At 72.1% G+C, this 17,692-nt stretch carries 15 protein-coding genes; 6 read left to right on the forward strand and 9 right to left on the reverse strand.

The genetic code is table 11. The features are described 5' to 3' along the window. Positions 1–6 precede the first annotated feature (6 nt). Both M9914_10910 and M9914_10915 read left to right on the forward strand, forming a co-directional pair. Entirely contained in the window at positions 7–2,049 is a 2,043-nt protein-coding gene (locus M9914_10910) for a hypothetical protein (GenBank protein MCO5174686.1), read from the forward strand. After that, entirely contained in the window at positions 2,046–2,555 is a 510-nt protein-coding gene (locus M9914_10915; protein MCO5174687.1) for a GreA/GreB family elongation factor, read from the forward strand. Before M9914_10910 ends, M9914_10915 begins: the two co-directional genes overlap by 4 nt. Before the next feature lie 81 nt (positions 2,556–2,636). Here the strand turns inward: M9914_10915 and M9914_10920 are convergent, their stop codons facing one another. From M9914_10920 to M9914_10935, 4 genes are all read right to left on the reverse strand, one after another. After that, complete coding sequence (locus M9914_10920; GenBank protein MCO5174688.1) at positions 2,637–3,611, reverse strand: hypothetical protein; 975 nt, start codon at positions 3,609–3,611, stop codon at positions 2,637–2,639. After that, positions 3,608–4,384 carry an NTP transferase domain-containing protein gene (locus M9914_10925; protein ID MCO5174689.1) on the reverse strand — a complete coding sequence of 259 codons (777 nt, stop codon included), beginning with the start codon at positions 4,382–4,384 and terminating at the stop codon, positions 3,608–3,610. The genes M9914_10920 and M9914_10925 overlap by 4 nt, the downstream gene beginning before the upstream one ends. Before the next feature lie 49 nt (positions 4,385–4,433). Further along, positions 4,434–5,384: a WYL domain-containing protein gene (locus M9914_10930; protein MCO5174690.1), complete on the reverse strand. Its 951-nt coding sequence runs from the start codon at positions 5,382–5,384 to the stop codon at positions 4,434–4,436. Between the two features lie 174 nt (positions 5,385–5,558). Beyond that, positions 5,559–6,326, reverse strand: coding sequence for an SDR family oxidoreductase (locus M9914_10935; GenBank protein MCO5174691.1), 768 nt, complete (start codon positions 6,324–6,326; stop codon positions 5,559–5,561). A 314-nt stretch (positions 6,327–6,640) separates the two neighbouring features. On the opposite strand from M9914_10935, the gene M9914_10940 reads away from it, so the two are divergent. After that, the gene (locus M9914_10940) at positions 6,641–9,148 is read left to right on the forward strand and encodes a hypothetical protein (protein ID MCO5174692.1); all 2,508 of its coding nucleotides are present in this window, start codon (positions 6,641–6,643) and stop codon (positions 9,146–9,148) included. Positions 9,149–9,157: 9 nt separating this feature from the next. On the opposite strand, the gene M9914_10945 is transcribed toward M9914_10940, so the two are convergent. Genes M9914_10945 through M9914_10960 form a run of 4 tightly spaced genes read right to left on the reverse strand, consistent with a single transcriptional unit; the run spans position 9,158 to position 11,598 of the window. Continuing rightward, positions 9,158–9,808 (reverse strand): response regulator transcription factor, encoded by a 651-nt coding sequence (locus tag M9914_10945; protein MCO5174693.1) that lies wholly within the window; start codon positions 9,806–9,808, stop codon positions 9,158–9,160. A gap of 8 nt (positions 9,809–9,816) precedes the next feature. Further along, positions 9,817–10,515: a histidine kinase gene (locus M9914_10950; GenBank protein ID MCO5174694.1), complete on the reverse strand. Its 699-nt coding sequence runs from the start codon at positions 10,513–10,515 to the stop codon at positions 9,817–9,819. A gap of 21 nt (positions 10,516–10,536) precedes the next feature. Next, complete coding sequence (locus M9914_10955; protein MCO5174695.1) at positions 10,537–11,121, reverse strand: universal stress protein; 585 nt, start codon at positions 11,119–11,121, stop codon at positions 10,537–10,539. Between the two features lie 27 nt (positions 11,122–11,148). Continuing rightward, positions 11,149–11,598 carry a universal stress protein gene (locus tag M9914_10960; protein MCO5174696.1) on the reverse strand — a complete coding sequence of 150 codons (450 nt, stop codon included), beginning with the start codon at positions 11,596–11,598 and terminating at the stop codon, positions 11,149–11,151. Between the two features lie 181 nt (positions 11,599–11,779). Here M9914_10960 and M9914_10965 point away from each other — a divergent pair, with 181 nt between their 5' ends. Further along, a complete protein-coding gene (locus tag M9914_10965) occupies positions 11,780–12,613 on the forward strand; it encodes a universal stress protein (GenBank protein MCO5174697.1) in 834 nt (277 codons plus the stop codon). A 90-nt stretch (positions 12,614–12,703) separates the two neighbouring features. Here M9914_10965 and pgm read toward each other — a convergent pair whose 3' ends face one another. Continuing rightward, complete coding sequence (pgm, locus tag M9914_10970) at positions 12,704–14,446, reverse strand: phosphoglucomutase (alpha-D-glucose-1,6-bisphosphate-dependent) (protein MCO5174698.1); 1,743 nt, start codon at positions 14,444–14,446, stop codon at positions 12,704–12,706. A gap of 335 nt (positions 14,447–14,781) precedes the next feature. On the opposite strand from pgm, the gene M9914_10975 reads away from it, so the two are divergent. Beyond that, on the forward strand, positions 14,782–16,893 hold the full coding sequence (locus tag M9914_10975; GenBank protein MCO5174699.1) for a sodium-translocating pyrophosphatase: 2,112 nt from the start codon (positions 14,782–14,784) through the stop codon (positions 16,891–16,893). A 525-nt stretch (positions 16,894–17,418) separates the two neighbouring features. Next, the gene (locus M9914_10980) at positions 17,419–17,655 is read left to right on the forward strand and encodes a ferredoxin family protein (protein MCO5174700.1); all 237 of its coding nucleotides are present in this window, start codon (positions 17,419–17,421) and stop codon (positions 17,653–17,655) included. The last annotated feature ends 37 nt before the right edge of the window (positions 17,656–17,692 follow it).

Raw genomic sequence — 17,692 nt, forward strand, 5'->3', positions numbered from 1 at the left:
CCGCCCATGGTTACTCCGCACCCCGTTCGGACCCTTAGGCTCCTGTCGACCCTGGCATTGGGGGTACTCATGACCGCTTTCGCGTTCGCGCAGGGGGCCGACCAGGCCGACCTGCCGGTCACCCGCGTCGTGCTCTTCACCAACGGCGTCGGCTACTTCGAGCATGAGGGGACCGTCACGGGCAACCAGGTCCTGAACCTGGAAGTGCCGCGTAGCGAGATGGACGACATGCTCCAGAGCCTCGTGCTGCAGGACTTCGGCGGTGGCGCCATCAGGCCCGTGCGCTACACGGCGCGCGACCCGCTCGAACGCGTGCTCGACGGCTACCGCGTGGACGTGTCCCAGAACCTCACCCTCGAGGACGTGCTCGCCCAGGCGCGCGGCGAGGTCGTCGAGCTCGTCGGCGGCCGGACCGTCAAGGGCACCGTCGTCGGTACCGAGCGCGTCCAGGCCCCGGAACAGGCGCCTAGGACGTTCGTGACGCTGGCGACGAGCTCCGGCGTGGCGCGCGTCGCGCTCGACGAGTTCGACGAGGTGCGCTTCGAGGACGAGGCGCTCAAGGCGCAACTCGACGCCGCCCTCACGGCGCTCTCGACCTATGCAGGCGAGGAGACCGCCACGGTCAGCCTCGCGTTCGAGGGGGAGGGCGAGCGCCAGGTCCGCATCGCCTACCTGCGCGAGATGCCCGTCTGGAAGAGCACGTACCGCCTCGTCCTCGGCGACGCCGGCAAGGCGACCCTCCAGGGCTGGGCCATCGTCGACAACCCGACCAACACGCGGCTTGACGGCGTCCAGATGAGCTTCGTCGCCGGGCAGCCGATCTCCTTCATCACGGACCTCTACGAGCCCATCTACCTTGAGCGTCCGCGCGTCAGGACCGAGCTCGCGGCCGGCATCGCCCCTGGCGCCGACTCCGAGGTTTTCATGGCCAACGAGATGGCGGACATGTCCGCCGCCCGCATGTACGCGATGCCCGCTCCCGCGGTGGCCGGGGCCGCCGCTCCTCAGCTGGGCGGCGCCGGCGTCGAGGCCATGGCGACCGGCACGCGTGGGGGCGCCACGTTCAGCTACGACGTCTCTCAGCCCGTCACCGTCGGCGCGTACGAGTCCGCCATGGTGCCCATCGTCCTCACGGACGTGAGCGCCGAGCAGCTCTCCATCTACTCCGAGGCGACCCTCGCCGGCAACCCGCTGCGCGCCGTGCGCCTCACGAACGACACGGGTCTGCACCTGGCCGCCGGCACCGTGACGCTCTACGACGCCGGTGGCTTCGCCGGCACCGCGCAGATGTCCGACGTCATCCCCGGCGACGCGCGCATCCTCAGCTACGCCGTCGACCTCGAGCTGGCGCTCGACGTCGAGCGGGGCCAGGGGGAGGAGCAGGTAACGGCCATCCGCCTCGTGAACGGCATGTTCGAGAGCACCGTCCGCACGCGCAGCACGACCGATGTCACCATCGCCACCCGCACGGACGACGCGCGCTTCCTCGTCGTCGAGCTGCCGCGCGTGCCCGGCTTCGACGTGGTCTCGCCGCGACCCGCCCCGCTCATGACCGACACTAGCTACCGCTTCGGCGTCTCCATCGACGGCGGCACCAACGCCGACCTGCCGACGCAGCTGAGCTGCGACGACACCTCGGCCGCCTGCCGGTTGACAGTGGTGTTCGAGCGCACGGACCTGCGCAGGGTGGGCGTGAGCGGCACGTCACCCGACACGCTCCTCTACTACCTGCAGAACGCCGAGCTGAGCGATGCGGATCGCGCCAAGCTCGAGCAGCTCTCCGACCTCAAGGGTCAGTACGCCACGCTGCAGCGCGAAGGCGACTCCCTCGCCGCGCGCGCCGCCGAGATCGACAGCGAGCAGTCGCGCATCCGCCAGAACATGGCCCAGCTCGACCGCAACTCCACCCTGTACCGCCGCTACGTAGACGACCTCACCGCGCAGGAGGACGAGTTGGCAGCGTCGTCCGAACGCCGCGCCGAGGTGCGCGCCGAGCTCGCCGCCATGCAAGAGCGGATCGACGCCCTCATCGGCAGCTTGGGGCAGTGAGCAGGGCGTTCGTCAAGGAGGACGCCTCCGGCGAGGACGTGGTGGTCACCCATCGCCCGCCTCTGCCGGACGGCGTGCCCAACCTCGTCACGCCCGCCGGGCTGGCGGCGCTCGAACGGGAGCGCGACGAACGCAGGCACGAGTTGGAGGCCATCGCGGCCTCCGAGCCTACGCCGGAGGGCCGGCGGAAGCTGGCCGCCGCCGAGGAGGAGTTGGAGCTCCTCCTCGGCCGCATCGCCACCGCCCAGGTGGTCGCGCCGCCCCGCGACCCCGACGTGGTCGACGTCGGGGCGACGGTGCTCGTCCGCTACCTGACGGGCCCGCAGGCCGGCCGTACCGCCGAGTTCACCCTCGTCGGGGTGGACGAGGCGGACCCGCTCGAGGGTCGCGTGGCGTTCACGGCGCCCGTCGCGCAGGCGCTCCTCGGCAAGCGCGTCGGCGCGGAGGGTGCGTTCAAGGCCGGCAACGCCGAGCTGGTCGTGCAGCTCGAGTCGGTGAGCTACTGAGGCGCCCGGCCGCGGCCCGCCCCGGTCGTGCGGCGCCGGACGGCCGGCCGTTCGGCCGAGGAACCGTAGCGGGGCCGCGGGTCAGAACCGGACGACGCCGCTCCCCTCGGTGGTGAACGCGAGCGGCACCTCCCGCAACCCCGCCAGGACCGAACGCACCTCCTCCTGCTGGCCGTCCGGGCAACAGACGAGCAGGTAGCCGCCGATCTTGCCGCCCGGCACCTGGGCGCTCGCGCCGGTCGCCGCGACGCGCGCCGTGAGCGCGAGCACGTCCGCGTCGACGAAGTCGCCCGGCAGGCGCTGCTTGAGGCGCTGTTGCTCGCCTACGCACCAGGCCACCGTGCCGAGGTCGCCGGCCGCCAAGGCGCCGGCGAGCCGCATGGCCACCGCCTTGATGTCATGCAGCACGGGCAAGGCGTGGTCGATGCGCGAGACGAGCGTCGCGAGCGACGGTCCGGTGAGGCCGGTGCGCCCCGTCGCGAAGAGCATGAGGGAGCCGACCACGGCCGCGCGCGCGGCGTCGGTCATGCCCAGCGGCACGTCCGTTACGCTCGCGCCGGCGTAGCGCAGCTGCCGCAACCCGCCTCTGGCGGAGATGTTGGCGTCGTGGTAGCCCGACGCGCCCCCGAGCTCCTCCACTTCCAGCCGCGCGGCCGCCGCCCCGACCGCCGCGGGCTCCGCCGCAGCGCCGCGCGCCGCGAGCATGGCGTGGACGAGCGCCGTGCAGATCGCCCCCGAGGCGCCGAGCCCGCTGTTGCCTGCCACGTCGAGCCACACACCGACGCGCGCCGGCTCCAGCCCTTCGCCGAAGGTCGTGAGCGCGGCGCGCACGAGGTCGTTGCGGACGCCGGCGGCGGAGGCCGCCGACTCGGCCCGGCCCTCGGCCACGACCTCGAAGCGTCCGTCGAGGCTGGGCAGCCACGTGACCCGCGCGGCCAACGAGATGGTGGCGCTGAGCGTGACGCCGCCGAACCGCTCGGCGTACGGCTTCACGTCCGTCAGGCCGCCGGCGAGGGGCACGCGCAGCGGCGCCCTGGCGATGAGCATCCCGCTCACCGCCCGTGCCCCTCCGCGAGGAGGCGCCGCACGACGCCGGCCACGTTGGCCTCGGGCGTCGGGTGGGTGCCGCCGAGGTGCAGGCGCGTGCCGACCACGACGGCGCCGACCTCGGCCTCGCCCGCGTCGATCAGCCGTTGGAGGTTCGCGAGGGCCCTGACCTCGGCGTTCGCGGCACGAGACGGCGCGCGGGAGCCGCCCGGGACACCGGCGGTGAGCGGACCGGAGGGCGCGCCACGGCCGCCCAGCGCGGCGAGCAGCCGCGCCTCGAGCTTCCAGACGCCGCCGTCGCTCAAGGGTCCGGCGCCGCCCCACACGCGCCGGACCCGGTCGCCCTCGACGGTGGCGAGGAGCTCGGGCCCGGCCTCCGGCTCGGAGACGAGCGTCACGGCGTTGGGCGACCCGTGCGCGTCCAGGGCGGCGAACACCGCGCTCGGCACGTACACGTCGCCCTGCCACACGAGCACGCGCGCCGCCCCGGCGAGGCGCTCGGCGAGCAGGCCGAGGGCGTGGCCCGTGCCGAGCGGCTCGTCTTGCCGCACGTACTCGACGCGCATGCCGCCGAACTCGCTCCCGAAGTACGCGGCGACCTGCTCGGCGTGGTGGCCGACGACGACGTGCACGCGCGCGCCGCCGGCGCCGGCGGCCTGCGCCATGGTGAGCTCGAGGAACGGGCGGAGCCCCACGGGGTACATGCACTTCTGCAGGTAGGCGCCGAGGCGGCCCATGCGCGTGCCGCGGCCGGCGGCCAGGCAGACGAACTCCAGGCTCATGCGAACCCCGCCCTAGCGCGCCTCGGCCACGGGCGGCCCGAGCCCCCGCTCACTCCGGGTAGGCGGCGAGGGCTTTCGCCAGCTCGGCGCGCAGGGCGCTGCGCACGAAGTCGGGGGCGACGACCTCGATGGCAGAGCCCCAACCCAGCAGCCACGGAAGGATCTCCAACGGCCTGCCCTGGGAGTCGCGCGTGGCGGTGACGTGCACGAAGCGCCTGCCTTCGCCCGCGTCGGCACCCAGGCGCAGGCTGCGGTCGCCGTTCTCCGTCATGCGCTTGGCGACGGTGTCGCCCGCGCGCAGCGTCACCTCGAACTCCTCCCCCACCACGATGCCGAAGGCCGGGTCCAGCCTCGCCTTGGGGTCGAAGTCGCTCGGGATCTCGTAGTTCTCGTCCCTGAGCATGACGTTCCTCATCCGGGCGAGCTTGAGCACGACGACCTTCTTGTTCTTCGTGCGGTCGAAGGCGAGGACGTACGGCTCGAGGTTGCGGCGGTTGAGCTCGAAGAAGTAGATCTCCAGCTCGCGCGGGCTGGTCGTCCCGGAGTTGGCCGAGTCGTACTCGCAGCGCAGGACGCGGCGCTGGAACCAGGCCTGCGCCACGAGGTCGAGCGTCCGGTCCTCCGGGCCCTGCCTGAGGTCGTCGACGCTGCGGAGCAGCGACGTGCGCGCCGGCTCCGGCACCTGGTTGGCGAGCTTCTCGAGGGCCGTGCGGTAGTGTCGCTCGCCCACCCCCGTATGCGTGAGCAGCCGGGTCGCGCTGTACACGGCCAGCGCCTCGACCTCGTTCAGGGCGGAGGCCTTGCGCGGCACGAAGTACCGGCCGTCGCCGTCCTTGCGCAGTTCGACGCCGAGCTGCTCGACGAGCGTGACGAGGTCGCGCTCGATCGTGCGCCGCGTGCAGCCGTGCTCGCCCGCGAGCTCGACCACGCGGCGGGGCCGCCGAGCGAGCTCCTCCTTCAGCAGCGCGAGGCGCTGCGCCTTGCCCACGGTGCGGCTCATGCGAGGAAGCGTACCAGCGCGGGGGCCGAGGCGCGGCGCCTCTCGTGCCGCAGGGGGCACCACGACCAGGGCGGGGCCGCCCTCGCCGCGCCCATTGCCCGTCGCCCGCTGCCACGTCGAGGGGGCGACGCAGCGCACGTCGCCCCCTCGCGACCTAGCGGTCGCTCAACGCGCTCAAGCCGCGCGCCAACCCCCGTCGGCCGCGACGAGCGCGCCGTTGACCATCTTGGCCTCGTCGGACACGAGGAAGAGGGCGAGGTTCGCGATGTCGTCCGGCTGGAGCTGAGCGGGGATCAGGCCGTAGTAGCGCTGCGAGCGGCTCATGCCGTACTGATCGAGCTTGGTCGGGTCGATGCTCGACATGATGTTCGTGGCCACGGCGCCCACCACGATCGCGTTGCACGTGATCCCCTTGGGGCCGTACATGAACGCCGTGTTGCGGGTCAGGCCTATCACGGCGTGCTTGGACATGGTGTACGCCGCGCCGGCCGCGCCGCCGCCAACACCGGCGACGCTCGCGATGTTGAGGATGCTTCCGCCGTTCTCGCCCATCGCCTTGATGGCGGCCCGGCTGGCGAACGTCGGCCCGTCGACGTTGACGCCCATCACGCGCCGGTAGAGGTCGTCGTCGAGCTCCGCCACCCCTTGGTTGAGGTCCATGACGCCCGCGTTGTTGACGAGGACGTCGAGCTTACCGAACGCGTCGACGGCGGCCTGGACCATCGCCTCGACCTGGGCGCGGTCCGCCACGTTAGTCTTCACGCCCTTGATGGTCCCGCCGACCGCGGTCACCTCGTCGATGACCGCCTTCAGGGCCTCCTCGTTCCAGTCGGCTCCGAGCACGCTCGCGCCCTCTGCGGCGAACCGTACCGCCATGGCCCGCCCCATGCCCGAACCGGCGCCCGTAACTACCGCGACCTTGCCTGCCAACCTCGAGCTCACGTCGCCTCCTTAGCGCATGCGGCCCTGAGCGCGGCCGCCGCGAGGCTCGCTGCGGTCCGGCCCGTGCCGCGACTCTCCTGAACGTTACGCGCCCGCTACGCGCTCGCGCCGTGGCGCTCCGCCTACGCCCATGTCGGATTAAGTCCTACGCGGGGAGCCCGCGGGCGCAGTAGGCCGCCCGGGCGGGGCGTGGCGCGAGCGGGTGACGGCTAGCGGCGGCCTCTCCGCCTTTGACGGCCTTATGACGCCCTCCTTCCGCCTCGACGCTACAGTGAGGGTCGACTTCCGAACCGACCATGGAGGTGAAGGCGCCAGTGAGAACCGATCCCCAGCATCCGCTACCCGCCGGAGCCCGGCATGCGCTTACCCAGCAACGCCCGTTCGCGAGAAGCCTCGCGGCCACCACCTCACCGCGGTCCTGGCGCCGCGCCGCGCTCGCCCTGCTGGCCGCCTTCGGCATGGCAGGCCCGGCCGCCGCGCAGACGCCGCCCGAGCCGGACACGCTCTTCGCCCAGCTGGAGCAGGCCGCCGCCGAGGTGCCCGCGGCCGGCTTCGACGTCGACGCCGCTCTAGCGGCGCTCGGCACGCCCGGCGAGGTGCCGCTCGAGACGATCTTCGCCTTCGTTCGGGACGACATCGGGTTCGTGCCGTACCGCGGCGCGCTCAAGGGCCCTACTGGCGTGCTCGTCGACCGCACGGGCAACGCCCTCGACCGGGCCCTGCTCCTCAAGGCCCTCCTGGCGGCGAACGGTACCCAGGCCATCGTGGCGCACGCGGTGCTCGACGCGCAGACAGCCGCAGCGGCCGTCGCCGCCCAGCGCCCGGGCAAGCTCGCCGCTGCCCAGGCGGAGCCGGCGGCCGACGGCGCCGAGCGCCTTGCCGATCTCTACGGCCTCGACGCCCGGGAAGTCGGCGCGCGCTTAGGCGAGCTCGCGGCCTCCAAGGCCGCCTTGGACCGCAGCATCGAGGAGCGCACCGCCTACCAGAGCGCAGCGCTGAGCGCGGCCCTCGCCGCGGCCGGGGCCCCGGCCCCGACGGCACGCATGGACGCGGCGGCGAACGCGGCCGATCATTGGTGGCTCCAGGTGCAACGGGACGGCGCGTGGGTCGACCTCGACCCAACGTTGCCGGCGAGCACCGTCGGCGACGTGCTGGCGCCGGCGCAGCTGCGCTTCGACCTGACGGACCTGCGCCTGCTCGCGGCCGTGGACGGCTCGTGCCGCGACCTCTCGTGCGGCGACCGCTTGCACCGCGTGCGCGTCGCCGTGGTCGTCGAGACGTGGGACGGCGAGTCGCTCACCGAGACGGAGGTAGCCTCGACCGACCTCCTGGCGGCCGAGGGGTTCGGGCGCACCGTGGCGTTCGCCGCCATCCCGAGCGACTTCCCGGAAGACCTGGACCTGTACACCACCGAGCGCCCGTCGGACGCCTACCGGCAAGCGCTCATGGAAGTGAAGACGTGGCAGCCGGCCCTGTTCGTTGACGACCAGACCGTCGGCACGACGACCGTGGGCGCGGACGGCACCTTGAGCGAAGGGGGGCGTAGCGGCGGGGGCGCGGCGGGCAACGCCGGCATGCTCGGCGGGGGGATCGGCGGCATGTTCGGGGGCTTCGGCGGCGCGGCGGCAGGGGCCGAGGACGAGGGCGCGGGGGCGTTCACGGCCATGTGGCTGGAGTACACGGTCACGGCGGCAGGCGCTTTCGAGAGCGTCGAGCGCAGGGAAGTATTCGACCTCATCGGCCCCGCCGCGCGCGCCGCCGGCGTAACGGCCGTCGAGCTGACGGAGGCGCAGGAACTGGCGCGCGCCGTCGCCCTCTCGGGCCAGACGGAGATCGTCGTCACGGGTGCGGGCCTGCCCGGCGCGGCGATCGAGCTCGCGTCGGCCGCCAGGCTGCTCGACAAGCGCGCCGAGTGGACGGAGTTCTACTTCCAGGGCGGCACGCTGGGCCCGCGCGTCGTGGCCGACCGCCTCGCCGACGTGGCCGCCCTCGTCACGCCGCTCGAGCGCTTCCAGCAGTTCAGGACCGACCACCTGACGGGGAGCCCGACCGGTCCTCTGGTCGTCGCCTACCACCAGAGCCTCGAGCCCGACCTCAGCCGCAGCGCGGCGTTCGACATCGTGTCCGGCACCGTGACGGCCGGCCAAGGCGACGACGAGCCCGCGCTCGTCCAGGGCGTCAGGGACACGGTCACGGAGTCCGTCCTCCAGGAGCGGTACGCCGACCTCGCCGTTCCGGCCGCGGGGCAGGCGGCCGTCGCGGTCGCCTACTCCGCCGACCTGGCCGCGGGGCGCCCGTGGACGGTCGTCAGGACGGTCGAGGAGCTCGACGCCACCGCGCCGGACCTGAGCCCCGACCTGCGCGCGCGGATCGCGGGCGACCTGGGCGCCGGCAGGCTGGTCGTCGTGCCGCCGGGCGGAGCAGACGCCGTCGGCTGGTGGCGCCTCGACCCCTCGACGGGGGCGGTGCTCGGCATCGGGGACCGCGGTTGGGGGCAGGCGTTCTCCGAGTACACGGAAGGCGTGAACATCGTCTTGCAGCTCCGCACGGTGCTCAACCAGTACGCCTCGATCGGGCGCTGCCTCGGCATCATGCTCTCCATGCCGCTGCAGGGCCAGACGCAGGGGGTCAACGATGAGTTCGCGGAGTGCGTGTTCACCACCGTCTGCTCGGGCGTCAACACCGCGCTCTCCTTCGGTCCGGACACGAACTGGACTAACATCATCATCCTGAGCACGATCGACGCCCTCTGGGGCGGCGTGCCCGAGACGGGCTACGGCGGGCTCTGCGGCGGGCTGTTCAAGAAGTTGCAGGGGGGCTGAGCCTACCGCTCACACGAGCCCCCGCTCCACCGCCCACCTGACGAGCTCGGCGCGTGAGCGCGCGCCGAGCTTCTCGCTGGCGCGTTCGCGGTACGTCGCGACGGTCTTCTCACTGAGGCCGAGGGTCCGGGCGATCTCGCGGTAGGTGGAGCCGGACGCGATGCCGCGCACGACGTCCGTCTCGCGCTCCGTGAGCTGCGCCGCGCGGCGCGGGTCGGGGTGGGCGAGCTCGCGGGTCAGGGCGGCGAGGAGCCTGGCGGGCACGTAGTACTCGCCGCGGTCGACTGCCAGGACGGCGTCGACGAGCTCGGTCTCCAGCGACGTCTTCGGCACGTAACCCGAGCCGCCCGCCGCGAGGAAGCTCTGGACGTACTCGGCGTCCTCGTGCATCGAGAGGGCGATGAAGCGCGTGGCCGGAGCGGCGGCCGTCAGCTCGGGGAGGGCGGCGATGCCGCTGCGACCAGGCAGCGAGAGGTCGAGGAGCACGACGTCGGGGCCTAGCGCGCCGACGAGCTGCAGCGCCTGTTCGGCCGTGGCGGCCTCACCGACGACGGCGAGCGTCGTGGCCGGCGACTCGTGCGCCTCGAGCAGCGCCCTGACACCCGACCGGACCAGTGCGTGGTCGTCCACCAGCAGGAGTCGAACCGTGCGGTGCGTCATGCTCCACGCTAGGGCGTACCGAGCCTGCCGTAAACGGACGTTCCTCCCCCCGGCGCGCTCTCGACGTCCAGGCTGCCGCCGAGCGCCACGAGGCGGGCGCGCATGCACGCCAGGCCGAGCCCCGCCTCAGGCGCGAGGGCCGCCACGTCGAACCCCACGCCGTCGTCCTCGACCACGATGGACCACCTGTCCGGCGTGCCGGACACGACCACGGACGCCGACGCGGCCCGCGCGTGCTGCACGACGTTGGCGAGTGCCTCCTTGGCGACGCGGTAGAGGGCGACCTCGACCTCGCTCGCCTTGCCCGACCGCGTCCGGCGCGGGCCGAGCGCGCCCGCCGCCCCTTCCCGCGTCGGCGCGATCGTGACGAGCACGCCGACGGGCGGTCCGCCGCGCCCCTCGGCCTCACGGGCGAGCGTGCGGATGGCAGCCGCGAGGCCGAGCTCGTCCAAGGTGGGTGGGCGGCTGTCGAGCGCGATGCGCCTGACGGCCTCCAGGCTCCGCACCGCCGCCGTGCGCAGGCGCTGGCGTTCGGCCTTGGCGGCGGCGTCGTCCGCCCGGCCAAGCCGATCGAGCCGATCGAGCCCGAGGATGACGGCCTTCAGCGCCTGCCCGACGTCCTCGTGGAGCTCCGAGGCGATGCGCGCCCGCTCCTGGTCCTGGGCGGCCAGGGTGGCCCTGAGGAGCGCGGCGTCGGCGGTGGACACGCGATCCGGCCCTTCAGCCCCTCACGTGATGACGTCGGTCGTCGCCCTCACCGGTGCGCGGTCGACGGCCCCGAGCCCCTCCCCGGCGCCTTCTGGCAGCGGCCTGACCATCATGACGGGGACGTGCACGCGCTTGAGGACGGCCCCCGCGACGCTCCCCATGAGGACGCGGCCGAGGCCGGAACGCCCATGGGTGGCCATCACGACCAGGTCGTAGCCCTCCTCCGCGATGAGCGAGACGATCTCGTCGGCCGGGTCGCCGAAGCGCACCTCCGGCGTCACCTCGAAGCCGGCGGCGACGAGCCGCCTGGCGTCGGCGAACACTTCCTCCTCGAGGTTGGCGACCGCACTATCGTAGACCTGGCTGTAGTAGACGGGCGGCTCGCCACCCGTCCAGCCGTCGCGGGCCGACCAGCCTTCCAGCGTCAGGGGCCGCGCGGCCACGGGGCTATACCCTTCCGGCACCGGAGCGACCTTGAGCAGCGTGAGCGCGTGCGTCTCCGGCCGCAGGACCCGGATGGCGTACGGGATCACCTGACGAGCGAACTCGGAGCCGTCGAGCGGGACGAGCACCCGCACACGCTCACTCCTCACGGTTGAGCTCATGCATGACCTCCAGAGGCCTACCGAGCCTCACTCGCTAGCGTCTTGCGCCCTCACGACCAGGTACGGCTTGGTCGAACGGCGCAACGCGCCCTCCGCGACCGAGCCGAACATCCAGCGGTTGAAGCCCCTGCGGCCGTGCGTGCCCATGACGACGAGGTCGTGATCGGCCTCGGCATCGTGGACGGCCTCGACGGGGTCGTGGTGCTCGACGAGGACGGTGTTCGCCGTGACGCCGACCGCCGCGGCCTTCGCCTTGGCCCGCTCGAGGAGCTGTGCGCCCGCCTCGCGCAGGTCCTGGTACAGCTCGGCGGCGTAAGGCAGCGTCTCCGGCGTCGCGTAACCGGCGGTGAGCGGGTTCTCGAGAATATGGAGGAAAGTGACCTCCGCGCCGAGCTGCTTGGCGAGTTCCAGCCCTTGCGTGACGGCGAGGTCGGAACTCGCGCTACCGTCCGTCGGCATCAGGATCCTCTTGTACATGCCCAGCCTCCTAACGGGCCTTGGCCCAACCCCAGGGTAATCCCGACGGATGTGAACCCGCGTGGTCATCAGACCCAGGCCCGCGTAGGAGTTCGGCGGACACGGGCGTGAGTGGAGCGCCCGAGGCGGGCACCGCCGGTCCCGACCGTATGATGGGGCGATAAACGCGATGGAGGTACGCATGCGGATCCTGCACCCGACGGATTTCTCCCAGCCGGCGCAGATGGCGCTCGCGTTGGCGCGCGACCTGCGCCGTCGCACCAACGGCACGCTGCACGTCGTACACGTGCAGCAGCGTTTCGAGACGGAGGGCGCCCGGCTGCGGCCGCAGCTGGACAGCCTCAACCTCGAGCTCAACCGGCGCGTCGAGGAGGGCCGGGGTCAGGAGGTCGAGCGCCTGCGCGGCATGCTGTCGCACCTCGCCAGCCCCGACGCGACGAGCGAGCTCGTCTGGGGCAACCCCGTAGTGGAGCTGCTCGCCATGCAGGACCGCTTCGACCTCGTGGTCATGGGGGCGCATGGCGCCAACCGCTTCGACAACGTCTTCCTCGGCGGGGTGGCCGGCCGCTTCGTGCGCCGCAGCTACCTCCCGGTCATCACGGTGCGCGAGGAGGCCGACGTCGGCAGGGTGCGGCGGGTGCTCGTCGCGACCGACTTCGGCGCGGCTTCCTGGGCCGCCTGGCGGTTCGTACGCGACCTGACGGGCGAGGGCACTGAGCTCGTACTGGCGCATGTCGTCGACGACGAACGCGTCAGGGACGACGCCGCTCACATCCAGTCCGTCACCGACAAGCTGAGCGAGCTCTCCGGCGGCGAGGCTTCCCGGATCGTGGTGCGGGCCGGCAACCCCGTCACCGCCTTGCCGGAGCTCGCCGTTGAGGCCGGCGCGGACCTCATCGCCATCGGGATCAGGCAGCACCGCGCCGCCGCGGGCCTCCTGCTCGGCAGCCGCGCGGACGCCCTCATCCGGTCGAGCAAGGTCCCCGTGCTGAGCGTGCCCCTGGCGGACGAGTAGGCGTTCGTCGGGGCCCCGCCCGGGCTGGACCCGGTTTGGGCCCGGACCCGGGCGCGGCGGCGGCTCGGAACCGCCGCCGCGCTCAGTGGCTCACACGCCGGCCAGCTCGAACTGTTCCTGGATGAGCGCCCTCGCCTCCGCCTGCAGTTTTGCCACCTGCTCCGGTCCGGCGAAGCTCTCGGCGTAGATCTTGTAGATGTCCTCGGTGCCGGACGGGCGCGCGGCGAACCAGCCGCTCTCCGTCACGACCTTGATGCCGCCGATGGGCTCGCCGCCCCACGGCGACCGGCTGAGGACCTGCACTATCCTCTCCCCCGCCAGCTCCTTCCGGCCCGCGCCGAGCACGGCCTCCGGGCTGAGGTTGCCGAGGACCCGCTTGCGCTCCTTGCCGGCCGGCACGTCGCTGCGGGCGTAGGTAGGCGCACCGTACTTGCGCGTGAGGCCGGCGTAGCGCTCGCCGGGGTCCTCCCCCGTCACCGCGCGGATCTCGGCCGCGAGCAGGCCAAGGATGAGTCCGTCCTTGTCCGTGGTCCACGGCGCTCCGTCCGTGCGGAGGAACGTCGCGCCCGCGCTCTCCTCGCCGCCGAAGGCGAGGTCGCCCCCGAGGAGCCCCGGCACGAACCATTTGAAGCCGACGGGCACCTCGGCGACCTCGCGACCGAGCCCGGCGGCCACGCGGTCGATCAACGAGCTGGAGACGAGCGTCTTGCCTACCTTCGCGCCGGCCGGCCACCCGGGACGGTGCGTGAAGAGGTAGTCGATGGCGACCGCGAGGTAGTGGTTCGGGCTCACGAGCCCGCTACTCGGCGTGACGATGCCGTGCCGGTCGGCGTCCGGGTCGTTGCCGAAGGCCACGTCGAAGCGGTGCTGCAACTCGATCAGGTTGGCCATCGCGTACGGCGACGAGCAGTCCATACGGATCTTGCCGTCGTGATCTACGGGCATGAACGCGAACGTCGGGTCGACGACGTCGTTGACGACGGTGATGTCGAGCCCCCAGCGCTCGGCGATGGGTCCCCAGTACGCGAGGGACGCGCCGCCCAACGGGTCCACGCCCATGCGCACACCGGCCGCCGCGATGGCCCCGACGTCCACTACGGAACCGAGGTCGTCGACGTACGGGGTCATGAGGTCGCGCTCCTCGAAGGCGCCGGCCGCTCGGGCCCGGGCCAACGTCTGGCGCCGCACGCCGCGCAGGCCGGCCTCGAGGTAGGCGTTGGCGGCGCGTTGGATCTCGGAGGTGTCGTCCGTGCCGGCCGGACCGCCGTGGGGCGGGTTGTACTTGAACCCGCCGTCAGCGGGAGGGTTGTGCGAGGGCGTGATGACCACCCCGTCGGCCGCGAGCACTGCGCCGGGCGCCCTACCGTGCGCGCCTGGCCCCAGGTTGTGCGTGAGCACGGCGTGCGAGACGACCGGGGTCGGCACGGCGGCGAAGCCGCGCGCGACCACGACGTTCACCCCGTTGGCCGTCAGGACCTCGACGGCCGAGACGAGCGCCGGGGTCGAGAGGGCGTGGGTGTCGGCCCCGAGGAAGAGGGGCCCCGAGATGCCCTGCGACGCCCGCCTGTCGGCGATGGCTTGACAGACGGCGAGGATGTGGTCCTCGTTGAAGCCGGCGGCCCCGCTCGTGCCGCGGTGGCCGGACGTGCCGAACGCCACGCGCTCCTCCGCCCTGCCGGCGTCCGGCTTGACGGAGTAGTAGTCGGTGACGAGGCGCGGCACGTCGATGAGTAGCGCGCGTGGGGCCGGCTTACCGGCGAGCGGGCTCGCCCCGGGACCTGCCTGGGGCCCCTCTCGCGCTGGCTCTCCGGGGTTGGCGGACGGTTCGCTCACCATGCCTTCACCTCTCACGGTCCTTGACGGCGCTGCTTGGCACTTTCACCGCCCAAGGTTACCGCGCGACCGGTCCGGACCGCGCGCCGGAAGCGCCGCCGCCGGACGCGACCGCCGCCCCCGCGCCGGGGCGCCAACGCGCTCGCTAGTGGTAAGCTTGCCGCCGCTCATCGGGCGAACCGCCGCCCAGGCGAGCAGTGGCCCGGAAGCACGGCCAAGGGTGCGACCCCGACCGGCGGGGCCCGACTCGAGGGCGGTGGGAACGTGGACGCAAGTACCCGGCTGGGGACCTGCGCGCTTGAAGACTGCGCGCCGGTAAGTCTGTTGGAGGAAGAATGGACCTGTTGATCACCCTAGTTCCGCTGGCCGCCATCTTGGCGCTGGTGGCAGCCTTCGTGTTGGCGCGCAGCATCATGGCCGCGCCGACAGGCGACGCGCGCATGGTCGAGATCTCCGACGCCGTGCGCCAGGGCGCCGCTGCGTACATGAACCGCCAGTACCGCACCATCGCCATCGTGGCCGTGATCATCGCAGCCGTGTTCGCCGTCGTGGCGCTCACGTCGGGCAACGACCACGACCGCACGCTGTGGTGGTGGACGACGGCCGGCTTCGCCATCGGCGCGCTCTTCAGCGCCATCAGCGGCTTCGTCGGCATGAACGTCGCAGTCCGCGCCAACGTCCGCGTCGCCCAGGCCGCGCGCGGCGGGCTGGCCGGCGCGCTGCGCATAGCGTTCAGCGGCGGCGCCGTCGCTGGCCTCGCCGTCGCGGGCCTCGCGCTCCTCGGCGTCTCGGGCTTCTTCTGGCTCTTCCACGTGGTCCTTGGGCTCTCCAACCCCGTCGAACCCCTCGTCGGCTTCGCGTTCGGAGCCTCCCTCATCAGCCTCTTCGCCCGCGTGGGCGGCGGCATCTACACGAAGGCCGCCGACGTCGGCGCCGACCTCGTCGGCAAGGTCGAGGCGGGCATCCCCGAGGACGACCCCCGCAACCCGGCCGTGATCGCCGACAACGTCGGCGACAACGTCGGCGACTGCGCGGGCATGGGCGCCGACCTGTTCGAGACCTACGCCGTCACCGCCATCGGCGCCGTCTTCCTCGGCTACCTGCTCCCCGGCACTGGCGCGGTCACGAACCTCGTCCTCTACCCGCTCCTCCTCGGGGCCATCGCCATCATCGCGAGCATCATCGGCACGCAGTTCGTGCGCCTGCCGGAAGGCTCGAACAACATCATGGGCGCCCTGTACAAGGGCGTGTTCGTGAGCGCCGGCATCAGCGTCGTGGCGTTCGGCGTCCTCACCTACGCCATGTTCAACGGCTTCGACTTCAGCGTCCTCGGCCGCGACATGGGCTGGGGCTCGCTGTTCGTCGCCAGCCTCGTCGGCATCGTGGTGACCATCGCCATGATGTTCATAACCGAGTACTACACGAGCACGCGCTTCGCGCCCGTCAGGCGCGTGGCCAAGGCGTCCGAGACCGGCAGCGCGACCAACATCATCTCCGGCCTCGCCGTCGGCATGCAGTCGACCGCCCTCCCCGTCATCGTCCTCGTGCTCGCCATCTTCGTCGCCTACTCGATCGCGGGCCTCTACGGCATCGCCGTGGCCGCCGTCGCCATGCTCTCCGTCACCGGCATGGTCGTAGCCATGGACACCTACGGCCCCATCACCGACAACGCGGGCGGCATCGCCGAGATGGCCGACCTGCCTGCCAACGTGCGCGCCAACACCGACGCGCTCGACGCCGTCGGCAACACCACCAAGGCCGTCACCAAGGGCTACGCCATCGGCTCCGCCGCGCTGGCCGCCCTCGTGCTCTTCGCCGACTTCGCCGAGCGCCTCAAGCTCGTCGACCCCGTCAAGTTCGGCGCCGGCGCCTTCCGACTCGACGACCCCATCATCCTCGTCGGCCTCCTCATCGGCGCCATGCTGCCCTTCCTGTTCAGCGCGTTCCTCATGGAGTCCGTCGGCAAGGCCGCCGGCTCCGTGATCGAGGAAGTGCGCAGGCAGTTCCGCACCATCAAGGGCATCATGGAAGGCAAGGCGAAGCCCGACTACGGCAAGGCCGTCGACATCGTGACTGCCGCGGCCCTGCGCGAGATGGCGCTCCCCGGCATCATCGCCGTGGCCGCGCCCCTCGTCGTCGGCTTCCTGTTCGGGCCCCTCGCCCTCGGCGGACTGCTGATCGGCGTCATCGGCTCCGGCCTGATGATGGCGCTCATGATGAGCAACGGCGGCGGCGCGTGGGACAACGCCAAGAAGTACATCGAGGACGGCAACCACGGCGGCAAGGGCTCCGACGCCCATGCCGCGAGCGTGGTAGGCGACACGGTCGGCGACCCGTACAAGGACACGGCCGGCCCGTCGATCAACCCGCTCATCAAGGTCATCAACACCGTGGCGCTCATCTTCGCCGGCGTGATCGCGGTGGCGGGGGGTTGGTTCTTGTTCTGAGGCAAGCGCGGGCGCTGCCAGCGCGCTAGCGCCGTTGGCGCAGTTTGCGCCCGTTGGCGGAGCTCGTGCCTGCCGGCGCTGCCTGCGGCCAGCGCCCATCAGGCGCCGCCCGCGGGCGGCCCCAAACAACCAGCTTACGCAAAGGGCCACGCGTTTTCCATGACGTGTGGCCCTGTTCATGGGCCGGCGCCGGCAGTACCCTGGAAGTGGAAGGAGGTCTGGCACCATAGAGATCACGGACCACTTCTCGAAAGAGCGGCCCCTGCGCCACTAGAGGCTCGACCGAGTAACCCGGCTCCACCCGAAAGGCACCGCGGCAAGGCGCGAGACCAGGCAGTACGGGAGACGGGCACCGACGGAGCGAAGAAAAGGCAGCCGGGGCCGTTCTCATGCCTGCTGCCCGCTAGGTACGAAAGTTCTTGCCACCATGGGCCCGCACCTGCTAGAACTGCCTCTAGCGAGGTCGCCTCCGCGTCGCAGTCGGGACCCGTAAGCGACTCGCGTCAGGCGACAAGGAAGGCGACAATGGCTTACGTCATCACCGAACCCTGCATCGGCGTCAAGGACGCCTCGTGCGTGGACGTCTGCCCTGTGGAGTGCATCTACGAGGCCGACGACCAGTTCTACATCAACCCGGAAGAGTGCATAGACTGCGGTGCCTGCGTCCCGGCCTGCCCGGTGGACGCCATCTACCCCGAGATGGACGTGCCGGAGGACTGGGCCTCGTACATCGAGAAGAACACGCGTCTATCGGGCCTATGAGCCGCTCCGCGGGCGGGTTCCGGCGCGCCCGGAACGC

The sequence above is a fragment of the Trueperaceae bacterium genome, from assembly GCA_023954415.1.
In the GTDB taxonomy this organism is placed as follows: Bacteria; Deinococcota; Deinococci; order Deinococcales; family Trueperaceae; genus JAAYYF01.